Source organism: Paludibacillus litoralis, assembly GCF_037646705.1.
GTDB lineage: Bacteria > Pseudomonadota > Alphaproteobacteria > Rhodobacterales > Rhodobacteraceae > Pikeienuella > Pikeienuella litoralis.
The window spans coordinates 25,520-49,332 of record NZ_JBBHER010000005.1; the positions used below are offsets into that span (position 1 = coordinate 25,520).

The window sequence follows — 23,813 nt, forward strand, 5'->3', positions numbered from 1 at the left end:
TTTCCTTGTGATTCGGACCATTTCCTGTCAGCATTTCGGACAGCGGAGTTGAAGACGGACTTCGGGATCTGGCCGACGCCTTGAGCATGCCTGTCGACGATGCCTGTGTTCGACGATGCGCGAAGGCCGCCGCAGCGACGCGGCGGCGCGAAGGCGAGGAGCGGACGCATGCCGACGGGTACTGTCAAATGGTTCAATGTCACCAAAGGCTACGGATTCATCGAGCCTGAGGATGGCGGAAAGGACATTTTTGTCCATATCACAGCGGTTCAGCAGTCTGGGATCGAAGGGCTCGACGAAGGGCAGAAGGTCTCTTACGAACTGGAGGAGGGCCGGAACGGTCGGATGGCGGCGACCGATCTGAAAGCCTGAAACGGCGCGAGGCGCGGCTGAGAGATCGGCCTCGCGCCTCGCGCATTCACCACCAGCGGGCCGGTTTCGCATCGAATCCGGCGGCGCGCTCCAGCGCGTAGGCGATGTTCAGCATCTCGGCCTCCTCCCAGGGACGGCCGATCAGCTGCAGGCCGAGCGGAAGGCCCGCTTCGTCCCGCCCGGTCGGCGCGCTGACGCCGGGCAGACCGGCGAGATTGACGGTCACCGTGAACACATCGTTCAGATACATCGCGACGGGATCGTCGCCGCCGACTTCGCCAAGGCCGAAAGCGGAGGAGGGCGTCGCCGGAGTGAGGATCGCATCGACCCCATCGGCGAACGCGGTGTCGAAATCCCGCCGGATCAGGGTCCGCACCTTCTGCGCCCTGAGGTAATAGGCGTCGTAATAGCCGGCGGAGAGGGCGTAGGCGCCGACCATGACCCGGGCGCGGACTTCGGGGCCGAAGCCGGCGGCGCGGGTCTTCTCGAACATCTCGGCCACGCCGTCATCGGCCGCGAGCGGCGCCCGCGCGCCGTATCTGACGCCATCATAGCGCGCCAGATTGGAGGACGCCTCCGCCGGCGCGATGATGTAATAGGCGGGGAGGGCGTATCTGGTGTGCGGCAGCGAGATGTCGACGATCCTGGCGCCGGCGTCGGCGAGCATCTCGCGCCCCTCCGCCCAAAGCGCCTCGATATCGGCCGGCATGCCGTCGATCCGGTACTCGCGCGGGATTCCGATCACCTTGCCGCGGATATCGCCGGTGAGCGCGGCCTCGAAATCCGGGACCGGAATCTCCGCCGAGGTCGAATCCTTCGGGTCGAACCCGGCCATGGCGCGAAGCATGATCGCGCCGTCGCGCACCGATTTCACCATCGGCCCGGCCTGATCCAGCGATGAGGCGAAGGCGATGACGCCCCAGCGGGAGACCCGGCCATAGGTCGGCTTCACGCCGACGATGCCGGTGAACGCCGCCGGCTGCCGGATGGAGCCGCCGGTGTCGGTGCCGGTCGCGGCGAGGCAGAGATCGGCCGACACGGCAGCGGCGGAGCCGCCGGACGAGCCGCCGGGCGTCAGCGCCGCATTGCAGCCCTGACCGCGCCGCCAGGGCGATACGGCGGGGCCGTAGCAGGAGGTCTCGTTCGACGAGCCCATGGCGAACTCGTCCATGTTCAGCTTGCCGAGCATCACCGCGCCCGCCGACCAGAGCTGCGCGGTCGGCGTGCTCTCATAGGGCGGGATGAACCCGTCGAGAATGTTCGACGCCGCCTGACTTTTCACGCCTTCGGTGCAGAAGAGATCCTTCACGCCGATCGGCAATCCGCACATGTCCGGCGCGTCGCCGGCCTTCAGGCGCGCGTCGGCGGCCTCGGCCATCTCGCGCGCGCGCTCGGGGGTTTTCGTCACCACCGCGTTCAGCGCGCCGGCGGCGTCGATGGCGGCGATGCAATCCTCGGTGATCTCGCGGGCGGTGAAATCGCCGCGGCGAAGGCCGTCGCGCGCGTCGGCGAGGGTGAGGCGGTTCAACTCGGTCATCACTCCACCACCTTCGGCACGGCGAAAAAGCCCTGACGGGCGTCTGGCGCGTTGGCGAGGATCATTTCGGGCGCGCCGCCGTCGGTCACCTCGTCGGCGCGCATCCGGAGCGCCATGGGCGTGACAGAGGTCATCGGCTCCACGCCGTCGACATCGACGTCCTGCAATTCATCGGCGAAGGCGAGGATGGCGTTGAGCCGCGCCGCAAGCGGCTCCAGCTCCGTTTCATCGACGGCGATGCGGGCGAGATGCGCAACTCGGCGCACGGTGTCCTTGTCGACGGACATGAAGCCTCCAGGATTTTGAATGCAGGGGCGGTTTAGCCCCGTGATGGGCGGCGCGCAAGCCGGACGCCGACTGGCGCGCCATGGTTGATGAAGGCGAGCATGACGATCGCGAGGAGCGCCCCGTTGAGGCAGTGCCAGATGAAATGAAGCCCGGAAGGCCAGACGCCGCACGCCGCCTGGTCCAGGCTGCGACAGACGAGCGACGCCGCGAACACCGCGGCGGCGAGAAAGAGCGCCGGCGCCGCTGGATGGCCGCGGAGGCGAAGCGACGCGCCAAACCCGGCCAGCGCGACGAGAACCGGCAGGTAGCCCTCCGATCCGTTGAGCGACGGCGCGCCCACCCGCCAGAGCGACAGGAAGCCGAAGGAGAATGCGATGAAGAGCAGGGGCGCGCCAAGCGCGGCCAAGGCCGGCAGACGCAGATATCGGCGCGCCGCGAGATAGAGGTAGACCAGGATGAAAAGCAGGATCGGCGCGGTGTCCGCCAATCCGGCCCAGCGGGCGGCGAAGGTGTGAAAAAGGAACGAGCCGACGCCGACCGCCGCCGCGAGCGCGATCAGCGTCATCACCGGCGGCTCCAGCCGGCCGCGCCGCCGCGCCGCGCCAAAGGCGATCAGCGCCGCGATCAGGAAGGCGAGATTGCTGATCGCGTTCAACGGCTCCGCCCAGAAGGCGGGCGAAAGCCGTTCGCAATAGATGTCGACAGGGGCGGTCCAGCTCATCGGCCGCTCAGCGGAACTGCTTGGCGAGTTTCAGGCCTTGCCCCTGATAGTTGGATTTGATGCCGGCGCCGTAGATCATGTCGGGGCGCTCCGTCATCCGCTCATAGATCAGCCGGCCGACGACCTGTCCGTGCTCCAGCGCGAAGGGCGCCTCGTGACAGCGGACTTCGAGAACGCCGCGGCTTCCGGCGCCGCCCGCGGAGCTGTGGCCGAATCCGGGGTCGAAGAACCCCGCGTAATGAACCCGGAATTCGCCGGCGACAGCGAGGTAGGGAACCATCTCGGCCGCGTGGTCCGGCGGCACATGCACCGCTTCGCGGCTGACCAGGATGTAGAAGGCGCCGGGGTCGAGAATCACGCCGCCGGAGCGCATCGGCCGCACCGGGGTCCAGAACTCGGCCGGATCGTAATGGCCGATCCGGTCGAGATCGATCAGCCCGGCGTGCCGGCGCGCGCGCCAGCCGACGATTTCATCGGCGCGGGGCTGAAGATCGACGGAGAAGGCGAGCCCGTCGCCGATCAGCGCGTCGCCGTCCACCAGGCCCTCCGCGGCGTGAAGGGCGCGGAGGGCGGCGTCGTCAAGCGCCGCCACGCCGCGCCGAAACCGGATCTGGTTCAGCCGCGCGCCAGGCCGGACCAGAACGGAAAACGTGCGCGGGTTGATCTCCGCGTAGAGCGGGCCGTCATATCCGGCCGCGACGGTGTCGAATTCGGCGCCGTGATCGGTGATCAGGCGGGTGAAAAGATCGAGCCGCCCGGTGGAGCTTTTCGCGTTGGCGGCCGCGGATATGTCGGCCGGCAGCCGCAGCCGCTCCATCAGCGGAACGAGATAGACGCAGCCGGTCTCCAGCACGGCGCCGGGATGAAGGTCGATCTCGTGCATCGCGAACTCGTCGAGCCGCTCTGCGACGGTGCGCGTCGAGCCCGCGAGGAAGCTGGCGCGCACACGCCACGCTTTCGAGCCGAGGCGGAGATCGAGGCTGGCGGGCTGAATCTGCCCTTGCGCGAAGGGCGCCTCCGCGCTGATCGCGCCCTGCGCGATCATCTCGCGGAGCGTTTGCGCGGGCAGGACGCCGGGAGGAGACAGGTTGGGGGTCATCGCCGCTTTCTGCGAAAAGCCGCCAGCGCCTGAAGGCGCCGGCGGCTTCGTTGGTCGGGCCAGCGAGATTCGAACTCACGACCTCCCGTCCCCCAGACGGACGCGCTACCAGACTGCGCTATGGCCCGTTCGTCGCCGGGGTTTACGCGGCGGCGCGGCGGGAGGCAAGAGGCAAAGGCGCGCAAAACCGCGCCCCCCGCCTGGCGGCGGCGACGAGGGCTCACCCCTGCCGAAGCCGGTTCCGAAGCGCCTCCAGTTTCGAAAGCGTCGCTCCGATATCCGGGATGGCGGGGGCCGGGTCAGGTTCGGCCTCGGCGAGCGCCGCGACGTGGCGCTGACCACGCTCGCGCAGCACCTTCTGCACGCCCTTGATCGTCAGGCCGTCATCGTAAAGCAGCTCGCGAATGCCGCGAAGCAGCGCGACATCCTCCGGCCGGTAATAGCGCCGGCCGCCGCCGCGCTTCATCGGTTTGATCTGGCTGAACTTGCTTTCCCAGAAGCGCAGAACATGAGCCGGCGTATCAAGAAACTCGGCCACCTCGCTGATCGTGCGAAAGGCGTCGGCTGATTTTTCCGGTGGAGAGTCGTCCGGCGTCATGCGATCACGGCCGGCGACGGGCGCGGCGGGGCGACTTGGACTCATCTCAGCCCTCATTTATCTTGTCCTTCAGGATATGCGACGGACGGAACACCAGAACACGGCGCGGCTCGATCGGGACTTCCTCGCCGGTTTTCGGATTCCGGCCGATCCGCGCGCCCTTGTCGCGAACGGCGAATGTTCCGAATGAGGAAATCTTCACCGTATCGCCAGCGACGATGGCGTTGGAGATATGTTGAAGTATGCTCTCAACAAGGTCGGCTGACTCATTGCGTGAGAGGCCGACCGCCCGGTACACCGCCTCGCTGAGATCCGAGCGCGTGAGGGTCTTGCTCATCAGATGGTCTCCCTCGTTCCTGCGAAGAGATCCGAGAATCTCCCGGCACCCCAATCAGGCTCGCCGAGAGCAGAGCCTTGCGCAAGCTCGAAAGAGAGTCAATATCAATGGCTTGTCAGAGGGTCTTTCGGCGCGCGGAGAAAGCCTCACCAGCGGAGGAGCGCGGCGCCCCAGGCGAGCCCGCCGCCGATCCCCTCCATGAGGAGCAGATCGCCGCGTTTTATCCGCCCGTCCGCCACCGCGACGGAGAGCGCGAGCGGGATCGACGCGGCCGAGGTGTTGCCGTGGTCCTGCACCGTCACCACCACCCGGTCCATCGGCAGCCCGGCGCGCTCCGCAGTGCGGGCGATGATCCGGAGATTGGCCTGGTGCGGCACCATCCAGTCGATCTCGTCCGCGCTGACGTCGGCGGCCTCCATGACCTCATGGGCGATATCGGCGAGCTTCACGACGGCGTGCTTGAACACTTCGCGGCCCAGCATTCTCACTTTCCCCGTGACGCCTGTCGTCGAGGGGCCGCCGTCGACATAGAGAAGATCGCGGTGGCCGCCGTCCGAACGCAGCTTGACGCCGAGGACGCCGCGATCGCTCGTCTCGCCGGTTCCCGGCTCGGCGCGAAGAATCAGCGCGCCGGCGCCGTCTCCGAAGAGAACGCAGGTGCGCCTGTCCTCCCAGTCGAGGATGCGCGAGAACGTCTCCGCGCCGATCACCATCACCGTGCGCGCCTGGCCCGCGCGGATCAAGGCGTCCGCGGTCGCGAGCGCATAGACGAATCCGGCGCAGACCGCCTGGAGGTCGAACGCGAACCCGCCCGCGCCGATGGCGTGCTGGATCTGCGTCGCGCTCGAGGGGAAGGTGGCGTCCGGCGTCGCCGTGGCCAGAATCACCGCGTCGATCTCGCTTCCGTCGATCCCGGCGTGCGCGAGCGCGGCTTTCGCGGCGTTGACGCCGAGATCGGATGTCGACTCGCCATCGGCGGCGAAATGGCGCCGTTCGATGCCGGTCCGGGTCCGGATCCACTCATCCGACGTATCCAGAGCCGACGCGAACTCGGCGTTCTCGACCGTGCGTGCGGGGAGGTAGTGGCCGCAGCCAATCGCAACGGCGCGCGTTCCAGTCATACCACCCTCTTCAAAGTCGCACCCTCACCCGTCACCTTGTCGCCCGGCGGCGATAGCGCGCTGCCCATTGGGAAGCAAGGCCACGCGGTCGGCCACCCGGCGGGAAAAGCCGCTTTCCCCCATGCGAAAGGCGAGCTTGACGGCGGCGGCGACGCCGGTCGAATCCGCTGAGCCGTGACTTTTCACCACTGCTCCGCCAAGCCCGAGAAACACTCCGCCATTGACCCGGCGCGGGTCGATCCGGGCCTGTAATCGTCGCAGAGAGCTGTATGCGAGCAGGGCCGCGAGCCGCGAGAGGATGGTCTTGTTGAACGCGCTCCGCATCGATTGATGGATGAACTGGGCGGTGCCCTCCGCGGTCTTGAGCGCGATGTTGCCGGTGAAGCCGTCGGTCACGATCACATCGACGCGATCGGAAATGATGTCGCCGCCTTCGACGAAGCCGACATATTCGAACTCGCCCGCCGCGGGCCCGGTTTCGGCCACCAGATCCGCCGCCTCGCGAATCCCGAGACGCCCCTTGTTGTCCTCGGAGCCGACATTCAGAACGCCGACCCGCGGGCGCGCGAGGTTGAAGGAGAGGCGGGCGTATTCGGCGCCCATCACCGCGTATTCGACCATGTTTCTCGCGTCGGCGCGAACGTCCGCGCCGACGTCGAGGACGATATTGTACCCGTGGGGCGCATGGCTCGGCCAGGTGACGGCGATCGCCGGCCTGTCGACGCCCGGCGCGGTCCTGAGCCGCAACATCGCCAGCGCCATCAGCACGCCGGTGTTGCCGCAACTGACCGCGACCTGCGCTTCGCCGTCGCGCACCGAGTCGATCGCGCCGAGCATCGATGTGCCCTGCGCGCGGCGGATCACATAGGACGGCTTTGCGTCCATCGGCACGACGCCCTCCGCGTGCCGGATATCGCAGATGTCACGGAGCGCCGCCCTCCGATGCAGCAGCCGATCAAGTCTGGCCGCGTCGCCGTGGAGGATGAAACGGATCGCAGGATTCTTCCGCGCGGCCTTGGCCAACCCGGACAGAATCGTGTTCGCGCCCCGGTCACCTCCGGTCGTATCGACGGAAATGACCGTCTGCTCGCTCATCACGCACTCGCCTTGGCGTCCGTATCCTGGACGCAGTTCAGCGTTTTACGCCGCATCCTCATCGAGGTCGATGTCGTCAACGACGGAGACGACCTCCTTGCCCGCGTAAAACCCGCACGCGCCGCAAATATGATGGGGGCGCTTCAATTCACCGCAATTGGGGCACTCGAGATGCGCCTCGGCGCTGAGCGCGTCGTGGCTGCGCCGCATGTTGCGCTTCGAGGGAGTCTTTCGGTTTTGTGGAACCGCCATGATCTTAATCCTTCATCTTCATGCCGGACCGAGCCGGCCTGCCGCTCCAACGCGCCGGCCCGAGCGCCATGCGCGGGGACGCCGGAAATCCTAGAAAAACGAGAGCGGAACATACGCGAATTCGCGCGGCCCGCAACCCCTCGCTCCGTTGGTCGTCACAATGCGCCGAAAGCCCGGGCGAGGCGCCGCCAGGCGAGGCTTAGGCGTCATCCCGGCCGCCTTCCTTCAGCGCCGCGAGGGCGGCGAAGGGCCGGATCGCTTCGTCCGTCAGCGGGGCCACGCCCGGGGGCGGCGCATGACGCGGCGTGAACACGGCGCCCGGAGCGCGCGGATAGGGATCCAGCGCCAGCGCCAGCGTCTCCAGCGCCACGGCGCCAAGATCGACGCCGTCGCCGAGCGGCTCCGGCGGATCGTCCGCCAGCGGGTCCAGAATGACCTCCACCACGTTCGCCGTCGGTTTCTTTCCTTCGATCACTGGCTGAAACCGGCGGAAAAACGGTTCGTCGATCCTCGCTTCGACGGGGTCGAGCGTAACGACGCAGGCCTGCACCACATCCGCCCTGACGCGGCCTTCGAGGCGCCAGCCCGACTCGCCCTCGCGTTGCAGGCGCGCCTCGACCGCAAGGCTGGGAAGCGCCTGCAGATCAAGCGCCGCGGCGATGGCCGCGCGCTCGTCGTCGGTGGCGGATTCAACGATCGTCCGCCCCTCCCGCGCGGGCAGGTCGCGGAGCGAAAGGAGGCGTGGAAATTCTTGCGATGGGTCGGTCATGAGGCGCCCCCTCCTGGTCCCGGTCCGCGCGACGGCGCGGGTTGTCTGCTGCTTGATCTTAGACCATGCTGACGCTATCCGACACAAGAGCGGGCCGACATCTAGAGCGGGCCGACGCAAGAGCGGGAACAACGATGGGGCGAGGATGAGGCGCGTTGGCGCGAAAGCGGGAACGGTCGCGGCGCTGATGGCGGCGACGCTGGCGCTCGGCGCTTGCGAGTCGACCTATGTGAATCATGGCTTCGCGCCGCAGCGCGCGGAACTGGACACGATCGTGGCGGGCGAAGACACGCGCGGCTCCGTCATGCGCAAGCTGGGCCATCCGTCCTCCATCAGCAGCTTCGATTCCGACACCTGGTATTATGCGGCGTCGAAGGTCGAGAAATACGCATTCTACGCGCCCGTGATCGTCGACCGGAAGGTGGTCGCCGTCTCGTTCGATGCGAACGGCCTGGTGACGAGCGCGAACAGCTACGGCCTCGAAGACGGCAAGATCATCAATCTGGTGACGAGGCGCACGCCGACCTACGGTCGCGAACTGACGGTCCTTCAGCAGATCTTCGGCAACCTGGGCAAGTTCAACGCCGAGGAGGCGTTCGACGCGCGCGGGCCGGGCGGGCGCATCTAGCGCCTAGCGCGCCGCCTTCCGTTTGCGGTGGAGCCAGAACAGCGCTCCGGCCGCCAGCGCGAGGAATGGCCCGATGGCGTAGATCACGGCGTGCCAGCCGGTGACGACATCGTCGAATCCGTTCAGCAGGGCGCCGGAATTCAGCGACGCGACCGTGACCATGCCGAAGATAAGAAAATCGTTCAGCCCCTGAACCTTGGGCCGCTCCAGCGGCTCATGGCTCGATGTGAGCATGTCGGTCGCGCCGATGAAGCCGAAATTCCAGCCGATTCCGAGCAGGATCAGCGTGACGATGAAATGCCCCGCGGTGACGCCCGAAAGCGCGACGAGCGCGGTGAGAAAGAGCATGAAAAGCCCGGCCGCGACGATCTTCTCCGCTCCGAATCTGGCGATCAGATGCCCGGTGAAGAACGAAGGAGTGTACATCGCCAGCACATGCGCCATGACGACGGTGCCGGCCATGTCCGGCGAAAAGCCGCAGCCGACGACCGCGAGCGGCGCCGCCGTCATCACCAGATTCATCAGCGCGTAGGAGACCATGGCGCAGATGATCGCGGCGCGAACGCGCGGAATCGCCAGAATTTCGCGAAGGGGGCGCCCGCTCGGAGCGCCTTTCTCGCGCCGTTTCGGGCGGGGAATATCCAGCAGAAGAAGAATCGGCCCGGCGACCAGATTGAGGAGCACCACCGTCGCGTAGGCGCCGGCGAATGGAATCGGCGCGAGCATGTCGCGGGTCAGCGGCAGAATCATCTGCGGCCCGATCACCGCCGCCGCGAGCCCGCCGGCCATGACGAGGGAGATCGCCTTCGGCCGGTAGCCGGCTGACGCGGTGTCGGCTGCGGCGAAGCGATATTGCCCCTGCGCCGCCATATAGAGGCCAAAGAAGGCCGAGCCGACGAGGAGAAGCGCGAAGGAGCCCTGAATCAGGGCGAGCGCGGCCAGGGCGGCGCCGCAGGCGCCGCCGGCGACGCCGATCATGAATCCGGCGCGTCGCCCGTAGCGGCCCATCAGAAAGGCGATCGTCGGGGCCGCGAACATCGAGCAGAAGACGGTCGCGGAGATCGGCAGCGTCGCGAGGCTCTTGTCGGCCGCGAGCAACTGCCCCGAAAGCCCGCCGAGAACGAAATGCACCGGCATCTGCGCGCCGAGGAGGGCGCTGGCCAGCGCGAGGATGACGACGTTCCGCCGCGCGCGACGGTCATCATCGATCGGGGCCGTATCGGCGATGGCGATGGTCATGGACTCGGCTCCAAGGGTCGGATGGCGGAGCAAACATGCATATGTGACGCCCGAACGCCACCCCCGCCCCGCAGCGCCGCCGGATCCTGCTCCCGGAAAGAGAGGCGCGCCGCGCCCCGCCGGTCAGGCGATGCGCGCGGCCTTGAGGAGCACGCCGCCGCGCGGCCGCAGCGTCAGGTTCATCGCCGGCTCCGGCGCCGGCCCGGCCGGCGTGAACCGCCACCGGGCGAGAAGGGTGGCGAGGATCAGCTTCGCCTCCATCATCGCGAAGCCCATGCCGATGCAGATCCGGGGCCCGGCGCCGAACGGCAGATACTGAAAGCGGGGCCGCGCGCGCGCCGTCTCCGGCGCGAACCGGTCCGGGTCGAGCGCGTCCGGATCGTCCCAGAGCATGTGATGGCGATGAAGCGCGTAGATCGGCAACATCAGGATGTCTCCCTTGAGGATCGGCCGGCCGCAAAGCCGATCCGGCTCAAGCGCGATCCGGGCGAGAAAGGCGGCGGGCGGATAAAGCCGCATCGCCTCCTCCAGCACCTGCCCGACATAGCCGAGCGCCGGCAGATGCGCCGCCTCCGCCGGGCCCGGTCCGATGGCGGCGCGGGCCTCTTCGCGCGCGCGCTCCTGCAACTCCGGCGCGAGGGCGAGAAGATAGAGCGCCCATGAAAGCGCCAGCGCGGTCGTCTCGTGGCCGGCGACGATGAAGGCGAGCATGTTGTCGCGAAGCTCGTCCGGGGTCATCACGCGCCCGGTCTGCGGGTCTTCGGCGAAGCGCATCAGGTCCATCAGGTCTTCGCGCGGCGGCGCGCCCTTGCGGGCCGCGATCACGCGCTCCATCAGCGGCCGGAGATCGGTGGAGCGGCGCCTGAACAGCGCCGCCGGCCGCGGAATCCAGGTCGGTACGGACATCACGTCCATGAGGGAGATCCGGCCGACGGTCGTCATATAGCGGGAAATCGCGTCGGAGACGGCGCCCCGGTCGAGGGTCTCGCGCCCCGAAAGCGCGACATCGCAGATCACGTCGAAGGTCGCGGCGATCATCTGCTCATGGGCCTCGATCCGGCCCGCCGCCTCCATGGCGGCGCCGATGCGCGAAGCGGAGCGCGCCGCCGCTTCGCTCATCACCGGCGCGAGAGCGACGAGATGGCGATGCGAGAACACCGGCGCCGCGGCGCGGCGCTGCCAGCGCCAATGCGCGCCGTCGGCGTTGAAGAGGCTGTCGCCGATCGCGGGCTTCAGGAGGCGCTTCGTGACCGGAGATTTCGGGTAGGCCTCGACACGATCTTTCAGGATCCGCTCCAGCGCGCCCGGGTCCATCACCATATGCCAGCGCTTCATCGTGACGCCGGAGAGCATCGGCTGCCGGTAGGCGAGGGCGGGGATGATCTCCAGCACATTGCGCCGCGCTCGGCGCGCCGTCTCCAGAATGGAGAGCGCATGGGTCGCGACGGCGACTTTCGGCGGCTCGATTCTCGGCTTGCGGGGCGCGGCGCCGGTCGTCACGCCTGTGCGCTCCCGGCGAGAGGGGCGGCGGCCGGCGGCGCCGGAAAGGCCGCGAGCCCGGCTTCGCCTTCCGGGGTCAGCGCGTAGACGCCGCGCTCGACGCGCTGAAACCAGCGGTAATGATCGGAGCGGAAGATCGCTCCGGCGCGGGGAACGCCGGTCGCGGCCGCGGCGTGCGCCGCCTTGGTCGGCCCCTGTTCCGCGAGATGGCGGGCGAGGCGAAGCGCGTCCTGGCGATATGCGGTGATCCGTCCCGCGCCCGGCGCGCCGCCGCAGTTCGGATCGCCCGCCCGCGCGGCGAACTCCTTCAGGAGCAGGCCGCGCCGCCGGGCGTTCCGGCGCGGCGTGAAGGGGCCCGGGTCCAGATGCGGCTCGACATGCGCGCCCGCCGCATCGAAGCGGACCAGGATCAGGCCGAGGCCAAGCCGGCGGCAGAGGCGCATCATGTCCCGGCGCCGGCGCTTCGCGCCGCGCGGGCCGGGGGGCGGTGCGGCGAGATAAACCTGATCGAAGAGCTCCTGACGCGCGACGCCCTGCATCACCAGCGCGAGAGAGAATGTGAGCTTCATCTCCACGGCCACCGGCTCCTCCCCCTCGCGGATCGCGAGAATGTCGCACGGGCCGATCTCCGCCTTCACGTCATAGCCCTGCGCCTCAAGGTAAAGCTTGATGGGCGGATAGAGATCTGTTTCGGCGGCGGGCGTCATCCGGCGAGCATAGGAGGGCTGGCGATTTTGTGAAGCCGGGCGGGCCGGATTGGCGGGGCATGATTTCGCTCGCCCCCGCCGCCCGGAATGCTAGACTGATGAAAGGATTGGAGAAGGGAGCCTGACATGACCGCGCTTTTGCCCGATATCGACCCGGACGGCCTGCTCGAATATTCCGTCGTGTTCACGGATCGGTCGCTCAACCACATGAGCAAGGCGTTCCAGGGCGTGATGCGGGATATCTCGTCGACCTTGAAACGCGTCTACAACGCGGACCATGTGGCCATCGTCCCGGGCGGCGGCACCTATGCGATGGAGGCGGTGGCGCGGCAGTTCGCCGGCGGCGAGCAGGCGCTGGTCCTGCGCAATGGCTGGTTCTCCTATCGCTGGACGCAGATCCTCGACGCCGGGAACATCCCCGCCGCGCATGAGGTGATGAAGGCGCGGCGCGTGGGCAACGCCCCGGACGCGGCTCTGGCGCCGGCGCCGATTGAGGATGTGACCCGGAAAATCCGGGAGACGCGCCCGGCGGTCGTCTTCGCGCCGCATGTGGAGACGGCCTCCGGAATGATCCTGCCCGACGACTATATCGCCGCCGTCGGGGCGGCGACGCGGGAGGCGGGCGGTCTCTTCGTGCTGGATTGCATCGCATCCGGCTGCGTCTGGGTCGATATGAAGGCGCTCGGCGTCGATGTCCTGATCTCGGCGCCGCAGAAGGGCTGGAGCGCGTCGCCCTCCGCCGGGATGGTGATGATGTCGGCGCGGGCGCGGGAGTTGGCGGAGAGCCGGACATCTTCCTCCTTCGCCTGCGACCTGAAGGCCTGGGCGAAGATCATGGAGGCCTATGAGGCGGGCGGCCACGCCTATCACGCGACGATGCCGACCGATTCGCTTCGCGCGTTTCACGACGTGATGAAGGAGACCGAGGAATACGGCTTCGAGAAGCTGAAGGCGGCGCAGCTCGAGCTCGGCCGCCGGGCGCGCGCGGCCTTCGCGGCGCGCGGGGTGAAGTCCGTCGCGGCGGAAGGCTTCGGCGCGCCGGGCGTCGTCGTCTGCCACACCACCGACCCGGAGGTGAAATCCGGCGCGAAATTCGCAAAGGTCGGCATGCAGATCGCGGCCGGCGTGCCGCTGCAGGTGGATGAAGGGGCGGAGTATTCCAGCTTCCGGATCGGTCTTTTCGGGCTCGACAAGCTTTATGACGTCGACGGCGCCATAGAGCGGCTTGAAGCCGCCCTCGACGAGGTGTTCCCGAGATAGAGGCCGGGCCGGGGCCCGCCGCGTTCAGCCGAAAGCGGCGGGGCGGGCCTCGCGCGCCATGGCGTCGAGAACCGCGTTGGCGAGCCCCGGCTCCTTTCCGGTGGGAAAGAACGCCCGGGCGACATCGACATATTCGGTGATGATCACCTTGGGCGGGGTTCTCGGCTCCTCAAGAAGCTCCGCCCCGGCGGCGCGGAAGAGGGCGCGCAGCGTCGCGTCGATCCGGCCGAGAGGCCATTTGTCCACCAGGATCCGGTTGGTCGTCTGGTCGATCTCCGCCTGCCGGGCGAGCGCGTGTTTCAGGATTCGCCGAAAGAGGGCGATATCGGCCTCGCGATACTGGGCGCCGTCGATCTCGGCGCCGATCCGGTGCGCCTCGAACTGGTCGCGGACAGTGACCATCGGCTGGCCGGAGAGCTCCATCTGATAGAGCGCCTGCACCGCCGCGAGACGGGCGGCCGAGCGCATCAGCCGGGATTCGCCGCCCTTCGGGGTCTGGCCTTCGCGGGCCATCAGACGGCGCCCGTCGATGGATCGCCGGCGAGGCGGATGTCTGAATCGGAGCCGCTGCCGGCGGCGTAGCTGCGGCGGACCCGGATGAGATGCAGCGCCGCCTCCGCCGCGCCGGCGCCCTTGTTCATGCGGGCGGGATCGGCGCGCGCCTCGGCCTGCGCGAGATTTTCGACCGTCAGGATCCCGTTGCCGACGCAGAGACCGCGCTGAACGCCGAGCAGCATGAGCGCGTGCGAGGAATCGGCGCAGACCGTCTCATAATGGGTCGTCTCGCCCCGGATCACGCAACCGAGGGCGACAAACCCGTCGAACCGGCGCTCCGCGAAGCGGATTGCGGTGGGGATCTCCAGCGCGCCGGGAACCTCGATCAGATCATGCGCCGCGCCGGCGGCGTCGAGCGCGGCGCCGGCGCCCTCGATCAACCAATCGGCGACGCCGCGATAGAACGGCGCGGCGACGATCAGAAGGCGCGCGGGCGGATCGAGGCGCGGCGCGGCCAGCCGGGGGCCATGTTCGGTCGACGCCATCGTCTCACTCCTTCCAGGCCGGGATCGGCCGGGCGCCGATGATCGACAGCCCATAGGCGTCGAGGCCGACGACCTCCGGTTTCGGCGAATTGGTCAGCAGGATCATTTCCGTCACGCCGAGCGCGGCGAGGATCTGCGCGCCGACGCCGTATTGCCGCAGCCGCTTCGGCGCGTCGGCGGGCGCGTTGTTCAGCCGCTTCGAAATCAGGTGCGGCGCCATATCGCGGAGCAGCACGAGCACGCCGCGCCCTTCCGCCGCGATCGCGGCCATGGCGGACGGCGCCTGCCGCCAATGACCGCCGGCGAGCGCGAGCACGTCCTCCAGCGGGTCGAGCTGATGCATCCGGACCAGCGTCGGCGCGTCGGGGCCGATTTCGCCCTTCACGAGCGCGGGATGTTCGGTTCCGCTGGCGCTGTCGAGAAAGACGCGGAGCGTCCAGGAGCCGCCGACCTCCGATTCGATCACCGAGGAGGCGACTTCGCGAATCAGGTTGTCGTGCCGCCGGCGCCAGGCGATCAGATCGCTGATGGTTCCGATCTTCAGATTATGGAGCTGCGCGAAGGCGACGAGATCGGGAAGGCGGGCCATCGTGCCGTCCTCCTTCATGATCTCGCAGATCACGCCGGAGGGATTGAGCCCCGCCAGCCGGGAGACGTCGACCGCGGCCTCGGTGTGCCCCGCGCGCACGAGAACGCCGCCGGAGCGCGCCCGGAGGGGGAAAACATGGCCGGGCGTCGCGATATCCTGCGGGCCGGATTCGGGATTGATGGCGGTGGCGATGGTGCGGGCGCGGTCATGCGCGGAGATGCCGGTCGTCACGCCCTCGCGCGCCTCGATCGAGATGGTGAAGGCGGTTTCATGGCGCGACTGGTTCTGCGCGCTCATCAGATCGAGACCGAGCTTGTCCAGCCGTTCCGGCGTCATGGCGAGGCAGATCAGGCCGCGACCATGGGTCGCCATGAAGTTCACCGCGTCCGGCGTCGCCATCTGGCCGGGAATGACCAGATCGCCCTCGTTCTCCCGGTCCTCGTGGTCGACGAGGATGAACATGCGGCCGTTCCGCGCCTCTTCGATGATCTCGGCGGTCGGGGAGATCGCCGCCTTGTAGCTCTCTTCGGTCATGTCGCGCCCGCTCATTGCGTCAGGCGCACCGATTAACGCGCGCTGCGTCGAAAGACCAGCGACGACGGCTGAAAGCGGAGGCGCGCCGTTCCGGCTTGACCGGGTCGCCATATCGCCAGACGTTCGGGGCGGGCGATATGGCGGACGAATGATGGCGGTGAAAAGCTTGAATGACGACCTGGCGGACAAGCCGGTCGACGCGCTGACGGCGGCGGAGGCCGAGGCGGAGCTGGCGCGGCTGGCGGAGGAGATCGCGCGCCATGACCGCGCCTATCATCAGGAGGACGCGCCGGAGATCGACGACGCCGCCTATGACGCGCTGCGCCGCCGGAATCTGGCGATCGAGGAGCGTTTCCCCGACCTGATTCGAGAGGACAGCCCGTCCGCGCGCGTCGGGGCGCCCGCGTCCGACGCGTTCGCCAAGGTCCGGCACGAGACGGCGATGCTCTCGCTCGGCAATGTGTTCACCGATGAGGAGGCCGTCGAGTTCGACGCCCGGATCCGCCGCTTTCTCGGCCTCGGGCCGGAGGCCGCGCTCACCTATACGGCGGAGCCGAAGATCGACGGGCTGTCGCTGTCGCTCCGCTATGAAGCCGGGCGCCTCGTGGTGGCGGCGACGCGCGGCGACGGGCGGGTGGGGGAGAACGTGACCCGCAACGCCGCGACCATCGCCAGCATCCCGGACCGCCTGAACGGCGATGCGCCCGCCGTCCTCGAAGTGCGGGGCGAGGTTTACATGAGCCACGCCGATTTCGCGGCGCTGAACGCGCGCGCGGAGGCGGCGGGCGGCAAGATCTTCGCCAATCCGCGGAACGCCGCCGCCGGCAGCTTGCGGCAACTCGATCCCGCGATCACCGCCGCGCGCCCGCTGAAGTTCTTCGCCTACGCCTGGGGGGCCTGTTCGGCGCCGCTGGGCGAGACTCAGATGGAGGCGGTGCGGCGCCTCGGCGCGTACGGCTTCGAGATCAACCCGCTGATGAAGCGCTGCGAGAGCGTGGATGAGCTTCTGGAGCAATACCGGAAGATCGAGGCCGGCCGCGCGGCGCTCGGCTATGATATCGACGGCGTCGTCTACAAGGTGGACCGGCTCGATCTTCAGGCGCGGCTCGGGTTCCGGGCGAACAGTCCGCGCTGGGCGACGGCGCATAAGTTCCCGGCGGAGAAGGCGACCACGATCCTCGAGCGGATCGAGATCCAGGTCGGGCGGACCGGAAAGCTCACGCCGGTCGCGCGGCTTCGGCCGGTGACGGTGGGCGGCGTCGTCGTCTCGAACGCGACGCTGCACAATGCGGATTATATCGCCGGGCGGAGCGGCAAGGGCGAGCCGATTCGGGACGGCAAGGATCTCCGCGAGGGCGATACGGTGACCGTGTACCGCGCCGGCGACGTGATCCCCAAGGTGGTGGATGTCGACCTCACGAAGCGGCCGGCCGGATCCGCGCCCTTCAGGATGCCGAAGGCGTGCCCCGAATGCGGCTCGCTCGTGGTCCGCGAGGAAGGGGAGGCGGATCACCGCTGCACCGGCGGCCTGATCTGTCCGGCGCAGGCGGTGGAGAAGCTGAAGCATTTCGTCTCCCGCGCCGCCTTCGACATCGAGGGGCTGGGCGCGAAACAGATCGAGGCGTTCTATCATGACGAGACGCTGCCAATCCGGGAGCCGGCGGACATCTTCACGCTGGAGGCGCGGGACGCCGCGGGGCTGACGCGGCTGAGGAACCGCGACGGCTGGGGCGAGACCTCCGCCAGCAATCTCTTCCGCGCCATCGAGGAGCGCAGGACGATCCCGCTCGCCCGCCTGATCTTCGCGCTCGGAATCCGCCATGTCGGCGAGGTGGGCGCGGAGGATCTCGCGCGCCATTACGGCGGCTGGACGGCGATGACGACGGCGCTGGACGAGGCGCGCCCGGCCGCGTTGGCGCACCGGGCGGCGGACGAGGCGGCGGCGGCCGAGCGCGCCGCCGCGAGGGCGGAGGGACGGCGCGCCCGCGTCGCGGAGGCGCGCAAGGCGGCTATCGCGGCCTCCGGCGCGGATGCGGCGGCGCAGGCCGCCTGGGACGATCTCATCAACACCGACGGCGTCGGCCCGGTGATGGCGCTGTCGCTCTCCGACGCTTTCGCGAACGAGAAGGAGCGGCGCGCCATCGAGGATCTTCTCGAACATCTCACGCCGACGGCGCCGGAGGCGCGGGCGTCGCAAAGCCCGGTCACGGGCAAGACCGTGGTCTTCACCGGCGCGCTGGAGAAGATGACCCGCGCCGAAGCGAAGGCGCGGGCGGAGGCGCTGGGCGCGAAGGTCGCCGGATCGGTCTCGGCGCGGACCGATCTGGTCATCGCCGGGCCGGGCGCGGGATCGAAGCGGAAAAAGGCGGAGGCTCTCGGCGTCGAGGTGATCGACGAGGACGCCTGGCTCGCGCTGATCGGAGCCTGAGATGGCGACGGATTCATCCGCTCCGCCGGGCCGGCCGGAGATTCTCTGGCCGCTCTTCGCGGAGCTTTCCAGCCTGCCCGGGGTCGGGGAGAAAACGGCGAAGCTGTTCCTGAAGCTTGGCGCCGCGCGGCCGCGGGACCTGATCTTCACGCCGCCGCACGGGGTGATCGACCGGCGAATTCGCCCGTCGATCGCGGGCGCGCCGCTCGACGAGGTGGCGACGGTCGAGGCGCTGATCGGCGAGCACCATCCCCCGCGGGTGAAGGGCCGCCCCTACCGGGTGATGGCCGAGGATGAGGGCGCTTCGTTCGTCCTCGTCTTCTTTCATGCGCGCGAAGACTGGCTCCGGCGCGAGTTGCCGGAGGGGCGGAAACGGGTCGTCTCAGGCAAGATCGAGATCTTCGACGGCGTGATGCAGATGACCCACCCGGACTACATCCTGACCCGGGCGGAGGCGGAGGCGCTGCCGCCGTTCGAGGCGGTCTATCCGCTGACCGCGGGGTTGGGGCGACGGCAGATGGCGAAGGCGGTCGCCGCCGCGCTCGCGCTCGCGCCGGACCCGCCGGAATGGCTCGACAAGGCGCTGATGGCGCGGGAGAAATGGCCGGGATGGCGCGCCGCGCTCACGGAGCTTCATGCGCCGGAGAGCCGGGCTTCGCTCTCCTCGTCGGCTCCGGCGCGCCGGCGGCTCGCCTATGATGAACTTCTGGCGCACGCGCTGACGCTGGCTTTGGCGCGGGCGCGCATGCGCCGGGGGCGCGGCCGCGCGTCGGTCGGCGACGGCGCGCGCCGGGCGCGCTTGCTGAAGGCGCTTCCATTCCCGCTGACCGGAGCTCAGCGCCGCGCGGCGGCGGAGATCGAGGCGGACATGGGCGCGCCGGAGAGAATGCTGCGGCTCCTCCAGGGCGATGTCGGGGCGGGGAAAACTCTGGTCGCGATGCTGGCGCTGCTGATCGCGGTGGAGGCGGGCGGGCAGGGCGCGCTGATGGTCCCGACCGAAATCCTCGCGCGGCAGCATTTCGCAAACCTCGCGCCCCTGGCCGAAGCGGCGGGCGTCCGCGTCGATATCCTGACCGGGCGCGACAAGAGCGCGGCGCGGGCGGAGAAGCTGGCGGCGCTGGCGGCGGCGGAGACGGACATTCTCATCGGCACGCACGCGCTCTTTCAGAAGGGAGTGGAGTTCGCGGATCTTCGGCTCGTGGTGATCGACGAGCAGCATCGGTTCGGCGTACGCCAACGGATGGAGCTGATCGGCAAGGGCGGCGGCGCCGACGTGCTCTCGATGACGGCGACGCCGATCCCGCGGACGCTGGCGCTCGCGAGCCATGGCGACATGGACATTTCCGTTCTGGACGAGAAACCGCCCGGCCGCCGGCCGATCGACACCCGCATCGTCCCGGACTCGAGGGTCGGCGATGTGGTCGCGCGTCTTCGCGCGGCGCTTGCGGAGGGCCGGCGCGCGTATTGGGTCTGCCCGCTGGTGGAGGAAAGCGAGACGTCGGACATGGTCGCGGCGGAGATGCGCGCGAGAGCGCTTCGACAGGCGCTCGGCGCGGAGCGGGTCGCGCTCGTCCATGGCCAGATGCCGCCGGCGGAGAAGGATGCGGCGATGGCGGCGTTCCAGTCCGGCGCGGCGCAGGTGCTGGTGGCGACGACGGTGATCGAGGTCGGCGTCGACGTGCCCGAGGCGACGATCATGGTGATCGAGCAGGCGGAGCGCTTTGGCCTGGCGCAGCTCCATCAGCTTCGCGGCCGCGTCGGCCGGGGCGAGTCGGCCTCGACCTGTCTTCTGCTTTATCGCGGGCCGCTGGGCGAGGCCGCGCGCGCGCGGCTCACCGTGCTGCGGGAGACGGAGGACGGGTTCCGCATCGCCGAGGAGGATCTGAAGCTCCGCGGCGCCGGCGATCTCCTTGGGGCCGCTCAATCGGGGTTGCCGCAGTTCCGCATCGCCGATCTGGAGACGAGCGGCGACCTGATGCGGATCGCGCAGGTCGATGCGCGCCTGATTCTGGAGCGTGAACCGGAGCTCGACGGCGCGCGCGGCCCGGCGTTGCGCATTCTGCTCTATCTCCATGAGCGGGACGCGGCGATCAGGTATCTTCGCGGCGCCTGACTCAAGGGTGTTCGCCTAATGTTCTTGACGTGCCGGACAAAATGAGAACAAATGAAATACGAAAGGAAATTCATACAACTTTAGGGGGATTCACGCGATGAGAACCGCTTCGAGACTGATCGAACTCGCAGCCGCCCGCCCGAGGGAGGCGCTGGCGGATATCTTCGGGCTCGCCGTGATCTGCGCCATGGTCTTCGCAGGTTTCGCGATAACGGCGGCCGCATGAAACCCGGCGCCGCGCGCGCGGGCCGCGCGGCGCAGTTTTCTCCGCCGCGCCAAAGGATCGGGAGTCAGCAGGCGCGCCGCGCGGCCGCCTCGTCGATCGCCGCCAGCGTCGCCTCCCAGGCGAGCAGGATCGAGGCGTGGCGATTCTTGTAGTTCTTCGCCGGCTCCAGAACCTCCAGCCCGTCGAAGGGCGCGCCCGGCGGCGGCGCGTCGGCCTTCAACATCGCGTGAAGCGCGTTTCGCCCCGCCGCGATTTCGGCGCGGCTCCGGCCGATGACGACGCCGCCGAGCACCGCGGCGGAGGCCTGGCCGAGCGCGCAGGCTTTCACATCCTGCGCGAATTCGGAGATCAGCCCGTCCTTGAGCCGGAGCGCCACCGAGACGGTGGAGCCGCAGAGCGGCGAGCGTTTCTTCGCCGCGCCGTCCGCGTGCTCCAAGGGGCGCGTCAGCGGAATATTCGCGGCGAGCGCGAGGATGCGCTTCGTATATAGCTGTATCAGATCGGTCTCGGCCATGTCAGACTCCCGTCACATGCGTTAAATAGCGCGCTTGAGCCCCGCCGGAAAGGGCGCCGCCGAAAGGAGAGCCGATGCCTGAGCCGTTCGTCCCCACCGACCTCGTTTATGACGAGCGCGGCCTGATCCCCGCCATCGCCCAGGACGCGGCGACCGGCGAGGTGTTGATGATGGCCTGGATGAACGCCGAGTCCATCGCCGAGACGCTGGCGACCGGGCGCGTGACCTATTGGTCCCGCTCACGCCGCGAGCTCTGGCGGAAGGGGGAGACGTCCGGCCACCGCCAGATGCTCACGGAGTTGCGCTTTGACTGCGACCGCGATTGCGTCCTTCTCTTGGTCGAACAGACCGGTCCCGCCTGCCACACCAACCGACGGAGTTGCTTCTTCACGGCGGTGCGCGATGGCGGAACGGTGGAGTTGATGAGCCCGGAGGCCGGATGACGCCGTTGACGCGCCAGGACAGACTCGACGGGACGGCGCTTCTCGTCCTCCGCGCGGGCCTCGTCTGGTTCATCTTTCTCTGGGCCGCCCACAAGGTCATCACGCCCGACCAGTACCGGGATCTCGTGAGGTATTACGAGGGCGCGGATATCGGGCTGTGGCAGGTCTACGGCATCGCCGGCGTACAGATCACGGTCTGCGCGCTCGCGCTGATCGGCGTGTTCCGGCCGTTTTCCTACGGCGCGCTTCTGGTGATGCATTTTTTCACCCTGACCCGAAGATGGGAGGGATTTTTCGATCCCTTCGCGCTGAACGACCGGGGGTTTCCGATCAACCGCAACCAGGTGGTGGATCTTGCGGTCTTCGGCGCGATGATCGCGCTCCTCCTGCTGATCCATCGCGACCATTTCAGCCTGGGCGGCTGGCTCTCCCGGCGGCGCGGCCGGCGCTGGTGGGTTTGAGCGGATCGCGGCTTGAGCCGCCCGCGCGTCGGCGTGGCGGCGGCGCCGGACTCATCCGATCCTGAAGATGCGGCGGAGCGATCCGGAGCGAGCGCCCGCGCCGAATCCCGCCCTGTCGGGATCTCTCCACAGTCCGTCACCGGCGGGTTTTCTCCGGACCCGGCTCTTGACCGGGGCTCGCCGGGCGGGGTTGATGGCGTCGTGATGCGCGCCGCGTGAAGGGCGCGCGCCGCATGGGTTGATGCAGATGGAAGCCATGGCTCGGCGGTTCAGCAAGACGATGGATGGAGATTTCATGAGACAGACGATGATCGCCTGCGCCTCGGCGGCGCTGCTTTGCACGCCGGCCTCGGCCTTCGCCGACAAGGCGAGCGACACGCTCTACGCCGCGTTCAACGTGGAGCTGGAGAATGTGGACAGCTACGCCAACTCATCGCGCCAAGGCGTCGTCATGCAGCGCGCGATCTGGGACGGGCTGCTTTACCGCGACCCGGCGACCGGCGAATACAAGGGCAATCTCGCCACGTCATGGGAATGGATCGACGACGTGACCCTGGAGCTGAAGCTTCGGGAGGGCGTGACCTTCCACAATGGCGAGCCGTTCGACGCCGACGATGTGGTCTACACGGTCAATTTCATCGCCAACCCGGAAAGCGGGGTCAAGGTTCAGCGCAACGTCAACTGGCTGAAGTCGGCGGAGAAACTCGACCAGTACACCGTGCGGCTGCATCTGAAGGCGCCGTTTCCGGCCGCGATCGAGTATCTCTCCGGGCCCATTTCGATGTATCCGAACGAATATTACGCCAAGGCGGGGTTTTCCGGCATGGGGCTGAACCCGGTCGGCACCGGCCCCTACAAGGCGGTGTCGATCACCCCCGGTCAGCATTTCGTGCTGGAGAAGAACGAGAACTACCATGACAGCCCGAAGGGCCAGCCTTCGATCGGCAAGATCGACATCCGAACCATCCCGGATGTGAGCACTCAGATGGCGGAGCTTTTCGGCGGCACGCTCGACCTGATCTGGCGGGTTCCGACCGATCAGGCGGACAAGCTCGCCGCGACCGGCAGGTTCACCGTCGCCAATGCGAGCGCGATGCGCATCGCCTATCTGACGATGGACGCCGCCGGACGGAGCGGCGAAGACAACCCGTTCACCAAGCAGAAGGTTCGGCAGGCGGTCAACCACGCGATCAATCGCGAGGAGCTGGTGACCGCGCTGGTGAAGGGCGAATCTCTCGTGATCAACACGACCTGCTTTCCCAGCCAGTTCGGCTGCGAGCAGGATGTGATGAAATATGAGTACAACCCGGAAAAGGCGAAGGCGCTTCTGGCCGAGGCGGGATACCCCGACGGCTTCACGACCAACTTCTACGCTTATCGCGATCGGGACGTGATCGAGGCGGTCCTGCACTATCTGAGCGAGGTCGGCATCAAGGCGGATCTCAACATGCTGCAATACCCCGCCCTCCGCGACCTTCAGATGAAGGGCGACTCGCCGATTTCGTTCCTGACCTGGGGCAGCTATTCGATCAACGACACCTCCGCCTCCACCTCGCAGTTCTTCAAACTTGGTCAGATGGACGATGCGAGGGACGAGCAAGTGAAGGCGTGGCTCGACATCGCCGACGTCTCGACCGACCCGGAGGTGCGCAAGGAGAACTACTCCAAGGCGTTGAAGCGGATCGCGGAGCAGGCGTATTGGGCGCCGATGTTCTCCTACAACACCGCTTATGTCTACTCGAAGGACATCGACTACACGCCGACGCCTGACGAAGTTCTTCGCTTCACGACGATGAAATGGAAGTAATGTGACCCTGCGCGGGGCCGGATCGCCGGCCCCGCGCGCCTTTATTTCAGAGTTCGCACTTGACCGGGGCCGGCCCGGAGGCGTTCATGTCATCCGTAGGATAAGCCGTGCGAGAGATACGGCGCAGAGGCCGGC

Annotated in this window: 26 protein-coding genes and 1 tRNA gene; 9 read left to right on the plus strand and 18 right to left on the minus strand. The window is 68.2% G+C overall.

The window, feature by feature from the left end; genetic code table 11:
• Positions 1 to 168: 168 nt before the first annotated feature.
• Positions 169 to 372, plus strand: a complete 204-nt coding sequence (locus WG921_RS09280; RefSeq protein WP_340108953.1) for a cold-shock protein — start codon at positions 169 to 171, stop codon at positions 370 to 372.
• Between the two features lie 46 nt (positions 373 to 418).
• Here WG921_RS09280 and gatA read toward each other — a convergent pair whose 3' ends face one another.
• The 11 genes from gatA to WG921_RS09335 all read right to left on the minus strand — a co-directional run bounded on the left by gatA (position 419) and on the right by WG921_RS09335 (position 8,189).
• The gene (gene gatA, locus WG921_RS09285) at positions 419 to 1,909 is read right to left on the minus strand and encodes an Asp-tRNA(Asn)/Glu-tRNA(Gln) amidotransferase subunit GatA (protein ID WP_340108954.1); all 1,491 of its coding nucleotides are present in this window, start codon (positions 1,907 to 1,909) and stop codon (positions 419 to 421) included.
• Positions 1,909 to 2,196 carry an Asp-tRNA(Asn)/Glu-tRNA(Gln) amidotransferase subunit GatC gene (gene gatC / locus WG921_RS09290; RefSeq protein WP_340108955.1) on the minus strand — a complete coding sequence of 96 codons (288 nt, stop codon included), beginning with the start codon at positions 2,194 to 2,196 and terminating at the stop codon, positions 1,909 to 1,911. Before gatC ends, gatA begins: the two co-directional genes overlap by 1 nt.
• Positions 2,197 to 2,228: 32 nt before the next feature.
• The gene (locus WG921_RS09295) at positions 2,229 to 2,918 is read right to left on the minus strand and encodes a ceramidase domain-containing protein (RefSeq protein ID WP_340108956.1); all 690 of its coding nucleotides are present in this window, start codon (positions 2,916 to 2,918) and stop codon (positions 2,229 to 2,231) included.
• 7 nt (positions 2,919 to 2,925) lie between these two features.
• Positions 2,926 to 4,017: a 2'-deoxycytidine 5'-triphosphate deaminase gene (locus WG921_RS09300; RefSeq protein ID WP_340108957.1), complete on the minus strand. Its 1,092-nt coding sequence runs from the start codon at positions 4,015 to 4,017 to the stop codon at positions 2,926 to 2,928.
• A gap of 51 nt (positions 4,018 to 4,068) precedes the next feature.
• Positions 4,069 to 4,145: transfer RNA gene (locus tag WG921_RS09305), tRNA-Pro, on the minus strand.
• 92 nt (positions 4,146 to 4,237) lie between these two features.
• Complete coding sequence (locus tag WG921_RS09310) at positions 4,238 to 4,660, minus strand: MerR family transcriptional regulator (RefSeq protein WP_413788577.1); 423 nt, start codon at positions 4,658 to 4,660, stop codon at positions 4,238 to 4,240.
• 1 nt (position 4,661) lies between these two features.
• A complete protein-coding gene (gene ihfA / locus WG921_RS09315) occupies positions 4,662 to 4,955 on the minus strand; it encodes an integration host factor subunit alpha (protein ID WP_340109309.1) in 294 nt (97 codons plus the stop codon).
• Positions 4,956 to 5,098: 143 nt separating this feature from the next.
• Positions 5,099 to 6,073, minus strand: a complete 975-nt coding sequence (locus WG921_RS09320; protein ID WP_340108958.1) for a beta-ketoacyl-ACP synthase III — start codon at positions 6,071 to 6,073, stop codon at positions 5,099 to 5,101.
• 24 nt (positions 6,074 to 6,097) lie between these two features.
• The gene (plsX, locus tag WG921_RS09325; protein WP_340108959.1) at positions 6,098 to 7,168 is read right to left on the minus strand and encodes a phosphate acyltransferase PlsX; all 1,071 of its coding nucleotides are present in this window, start codon (positions 7,166 to 7,168) and stop codon (positions 6,098 to 6,100) included.
• A 45-nt stretch (positions 7,169 to 7,213) separates the two neighbouring features.
• Positions 7,214 to 7,420, minus strand: coding sequence for a 50S ribosomal protein L32 (gene rpmF, locus WG921_RS09330; RefSeq protein WP_340108960.1), 207 nt, complete (start codon positions 7,418 to 7,420; stop codon positions 7,214 to 7,216).
• Between the two features lie 199 nt (positions 7,421 to 7,619).
• A complete protein-coding gene (locus WG921_RS09335; RefSeq protein ID WP_340108961.1) occupies positions 7,620 to 8,189 on the minus strand; it encodes a YceD family protein in 570 nt (189 codons plus the stop codon).
• A gap of 145 nt (positions 8,190 to 8,334) precedes the next feature.
• Here WG921_RS09335 and WG921_RS09340 point away from each other — a divergent pair, with 145 nt between their 5' ends.
• Entirely contained in the window at positions 8,335 to 8,817 is a 483-nt protein-coding gene (locus tag WG921_RS09340) for an outer membrane protein assembly factor BamE (RefSeq protein ID WP_340108962.1), read from the plus strand.
• A 3-nt stretch (positions 8,818 to 8,820) separates the two neighbouring features.
• Here the strand turns inward: WG921_RS09340 and WG921_RS09345 are convergent, their stop codons facing one another.
• The 3 genes from WG921_RS09345 to WG921_RS09355 form a co-directional block, all read right to left on the minus strand.
• Positions 8,821 to 10,056, minus strand: coding sequence for an MFS transporter (locus WG921_RS09345; protein WP_340108963.1), 1,236 nt, complete (start codon positions 10,054 to 10,056; stop codon positions 8,821 to 8,823).
• A gap of 123 nt (positions 10,057 to 10,179) precedes the next feature.
• A complete protein-coding gene (locus tag WG921_RS09350) occupies positions 10,180 to 11,556 on the minus strand; it encodes a cytochrome P450 (RefSeq protein ID WP_340108964.1) in 1,377 nt (458 codons plus the stop codon).
• On the minus strand, positions 11,553 to 12,263 hold the full coding sequence (locus WG921_RS09355) for a DUF2161 domain-containing phosphodiesterase (RefSeq protein WP_340108965.1): 711 nt from the start codon (positions 12,261 to 12,263) through the stop codon (positions 11,553 to 11,555). The genes WG921_RS09350 and WG921_RS09355 overlap by 4 nt, the downstream gene beginning before the upstream one ends.
• A gap of 126 nt (positions 12,264 to 12,389) precedes the next feature.
• Here WG921_RS09355 and WG921_RS09360 point away from each other — a divergent pair, with 126 nt between their 5' ends.
• Positions 12,390 to 13,523 (plus strand): aminotransferase class V-fold PLP-dependent enzyme, encoded by a 1,134-nt coding sequence (locus tag WG921_RS09360; RefSeq protein WP_340108966.1) that lies wholly within the window; start codon positions 12,390 to 12,392, stop codon positions 13,521 to 13,523.
• A gap of 24 nt (positions 13,524 to 13,547) precedes the next feature.
• Here WG921_RS09360 and nusB read toward each other — a convergent pair whose 3' ends face one another.
• From nusB to ribB, 3 genes are read right to left on the minus strand one after another with little or no spacing between them, the layout of a single operon-like run.
• Positions 13,548 to 14,036 carry a transcription antitermination factor NusB gene (gene nusB / locus WG921_RS09365; protein WP_340108967.1) on the minus strand — a complete coding sequence of 163 codons (489 nt, stop codon included), beginning with the start codon at positions 14,034 to 14,036 and terminating at the stop codon, positions 13,548 to 13,550.
• A complete protein-coding gene (locus WG921_RS09370; RefSeq protein ID WP_340108968.1) occupies positions 14,036 to 14,563 on the minus strand; it encodes a 6,7-dimethyl-8-ribityllumazine synthase in 528 nt (175 codons plus the stop codon). The genes nusB and WG921_RS09370 overlap by 1 nt, the downstream gene beginning before the upstream one ends.
• Positions 14,564 to 14,567: 4 nt before the next feature.
• A complete protein-coding gene (gene ribB, locus WG921_RS09375) occupies positions 14,568 to 15,686 on the minus strand; it encodes a 3,4-dihydroxy-2-butanone-4-phosphate synthase (RefSeq protein WP_340108969.1) in 1,119 nt (372 codons plus the stop codon).
• A 151-nt stretch (positions 15,687 to 15,837) separates the two neighbouring features.
• Here ribB and ligA point away from each other — a divergent pair, with 151 nt between their 5' ends.
• The 3 genes from ligA to WG921_RS09390 all read left to right on the plus strand — a co-directional run bounded on the left by ligA (position 15,838) and on the right by WG921_RS09390 (position 20,453).
• The gene (gene ligA, locus WG921_RS09380; protein WP_340108970.1) at positions 15,838 to 18,114 is read left to right on the plus strand and encodes an NAD-dependent DNA ligase LigA; all 2,277 of its coding nucleotides are present in this window, start codon (positions 15,838 to 15,840) and stop codon (positions 18,112 to 18,114) included.
• 1 nt (position 18,115) lies between these two features.
• The gene (gene recG, locus WG921_RS09385) at positions 18,116 to 20,227 is read left to right on the plus strand and encodes an ATP-dependent DNA helicase RecG (RefSeq protein WP_340108971.1); all 2,112 of its coding nucleotides are present in this window, start codon (positions 18,116 to 18,118) and stop codon (positions 20,225 to 20,227) included.
• Between the two features lie 97 nt (positions 20,228 to 20,324).
• Complete coding sequence (locus tag WG921_RS09390; protein ID WP_340108972.1) at positions 20,325 to 20,453, plus strand: hypothetical protein; 129 nt, start codon at positions 20,325 to 20,327, stop codon at positions 20,451 to 20,453.
• 64 nt (positions 20,454 to 20,517) lie between these two features.
• On the opposite strand, the gene WG921_RS09395 is transcribed toward WG921_RS09390, so the two are convergent.
• On the minus strand, positions 20,518 to 20,967 hold the full coding sequence (locus WG921_RS09395) for an iron-sulfur cluster assembly scaffold protein (RefSeq protein WP_340108973.1): 450 nt from the start codon (positions 20,965 to 20,967) through the stop codon (positions 20,518 to 20,520).
• A gap of 74 nt (positions 20,968 to 21,041) precedes the next feature.
• Between WG921_RS09395 and hisI the strand changes: the two genes are divergently transcribed.
• The 3 genes from hisI (at position 21,042) to WG921_RS09410 (ending at position 23,678) form a co-directional block, all read left to right on the plus strand.
• Positions 21,042 to 21,410 (plus strand): phosphoribosyl-AMP cyclohydrolase, encoded by a 369-nt coding sequence (gene hisI, locus WG921_RS09400; RefSeq protein ID WP_340108974.1) that lies wholly within the window; start codon positions 21,042 to 21,044, stop codon positions 21,408 to 21,410.
• Positions 21,407 to 21,871 (plus strand): hypothetical protein, encoded by a 465-nt coding sequence (locus WG921_RS09405; protein ID WP_340108975.1) that lies wholly within the window; start codon positions 21,407 to 21,409, stop codon positions 21,869 to 21,871. The genes hisI and WG921_RS09405 overlap by 4 nt, the downstream gene beginning before the upstream one ends.
• Before the next feature lie 295 nt (positions 21,872 to 22,166).
• Positions 22,167 to 23,678: an ABC transporter substrate-binding protein gene (locus WG921_RS09410; RefSeq protein ID WP_340108976.1), complete on the plus strand. Its 1,512-nt coding sequence runs from the start codon at positions 22,167 to 22,169 to the stop codon at positions 23,676 to 23,678.
• Positions 23,679 to 23,813: the final 135 nt, after the last annotated feature.

What these genes read in the sequence shown, in the direction of transcription:
- WG921_RS09280 (WP_340108953.1), top strand. Translation starts at nt 169, where the DNA reads ATGCCGACGGGTACTGTCAAATGGTTCAATGTCACCAAAGGCTACGGA.
- gatA (WP_340108954.1), bottom strand. Translation starts at nt 1,909, where the DNA reads ATGACCGAGTTGAACCGCCTCACCCTCGCCGACGCGCGCGACGGCCTT.
- gatC (WP_340108955.1), bottom strand. Translation starts at nt 2,196, where the DNA reads ATGTCCGTCGACAAGGACACCGTGCGCCGAGTTGCGCATCTCGCCCGC.
- WG921_RS09295 (WP_340108956.1), bottom strand. Translation starts at nt 2,918, where the DNA reads ATGAGCTGGACCGCCCCTGTCGACATCTATTGCGAACGGCTTTCGCCC.
- WG921_RS09300 (WP_340108957.1), bottom strand. Translation starts at nt 4,017, where the DNA reads ATGACCCCCAACCTGTCTCCTCCCGGCGTCCTGCCCGCGCAAACGCTC.
- WG921_RS09310 (WP_413788577.1), bottom strand. Translation starts at nt 4,660, where the DNA reads ATGAGTCCAAGTCGCCCCGCCGCGCCCGTCGCCGGCCGTGATCGCATG.
- WG921_RS09320 (WP_340108958.1), bottom strand. Translation starts at nt 6,073, where the DNA reads ATGACTGGAACGCGCGCCGTTGCGATTGGCTGCGGCCACTACCTCCCC.
- plsX (WP_340108959.1), bottom strand. Translation starts at nt 7,168, where the DNA reads ATGAGCGAGCAGACGGTCATTTCCGTCGATACGACCGGAGGTGACCGG.
- rpmF (WP_340108960.1), bottom strand. Translation starts at nt 7,420, where the DNA reads ATGGCGGTTCCACAAAACCGAAAGACTCCCTCGAAGCGCAACATGCGG.
- WG921_RS09335 (WP_340108961.1), bottom strand. Translation starts at nt 8,189, where the DNA reads ATGACCGACCCATCGCAAGAATTTCCACGCCTCCTTTCGCTCCGCGAC.
- WG921_RS09340 (WP_340108962.1), top strand. Translation starts at nt 8,335, where the DNA reads ATGAGGCGCGTTGGCGCGAAAGCGGGAACGGTCGCGGCGCTGATGGCG.
- WG921_RS09345 (WP_340108963.1), bottom strand. Translation starts at nt 10,056, where the DNA reads ATGACCATCGCCATCGCCGATACGGCCCCGATCGATGATGACCGTCGC.
- WG921_RS09355 (WP_340108965.1), bottom strand. Translation starts at nt 12,263, where the DNA reads ATGACGCCCGCCGCCGAAACAGATCTCTATCCGCCCATCAAGCTTTAC.
- WG921_RS09360 (WP_340108966.1), top strand. Translation starts at nt 12,390, where the DNA reads ATGACCGCGCTTTTGCCCGATATCGACCCGGACGGCCTGCTCGAATAT.
- nusB (WP_340108967.1), bottom strand. Translation starts at nt 14,036, where the DNA reads ATGGCCCGCGAAGGCCAGACCCCGAAGGGCGGCGAATCCCGGCTGATG.
- WG921_RS09370 (WP_340108968.1), bottom strand. Translation starts at nt 14,563, where the DNA reads ATGGCGTCGACCGAACATGGCCCCCGGCTGGCCGCGCCGCGCCTCGAT.
- ribB (WP_340108969.1), bottom strand. Translation starts at nt 15,686, where the DNA reads ATGACCGAAGAGAGCTACAAGGCGGCGATCTCCCCGACCGCCGAGATC.
- ligA (WP_340108970.1), top strand. Translation starts at nt 15,838, where the DNA reads ATGGCGGTGAAAAGCTTGAATGACGACCTGGCGGACAAGCCGGTCGAC.
- recG (WP_340108971.1), top strand. Translation starts at nt 18,116, where the DNA reads ATGGCGACGGATTCATCCGCTCCGCCGGGCCGGCCGGAGATTCTCTGG.
- WG921_RS09390 (WP_340108972.1), top strand. Translation starts at nt 20,325, where the DNA reads ATGAGAACCGCTTCGAGACTGATCGAACTCGCAGCCGCCCGCCCGAGG.
- WG921_RS09395 (WP_340108973.1), bottom strand. Translation starts at nt 20,967, where the DNA reads ATGGCCGAGACCGATCTGATACAGCTATATACGAAGCGCATCCTCGCG.
- hisI (WP_340108974.1), top strand. Translation starts at nt 21,042, where the DNA reads ATGCCTGAGCCGTTCGTCCCCACCGACCTCGTTTATGACGAGCGCGGC.
- WG921_RS09405 (WP_340108975.1), top strand. Translation starts at nt 21,407, where the DNA reads ATGACGCCGTTGACGCGCCAGGACAGACTCGACGGGACGGCGCTTCTC.
- WG921_RS09410 (WP_340108976.1), top strand. Translation starts at nt 22,167, where the DNA reads ATGAGACAGACGATGATCGCCTGCGCCTCGGCGGCGCTGCTTTGCACG.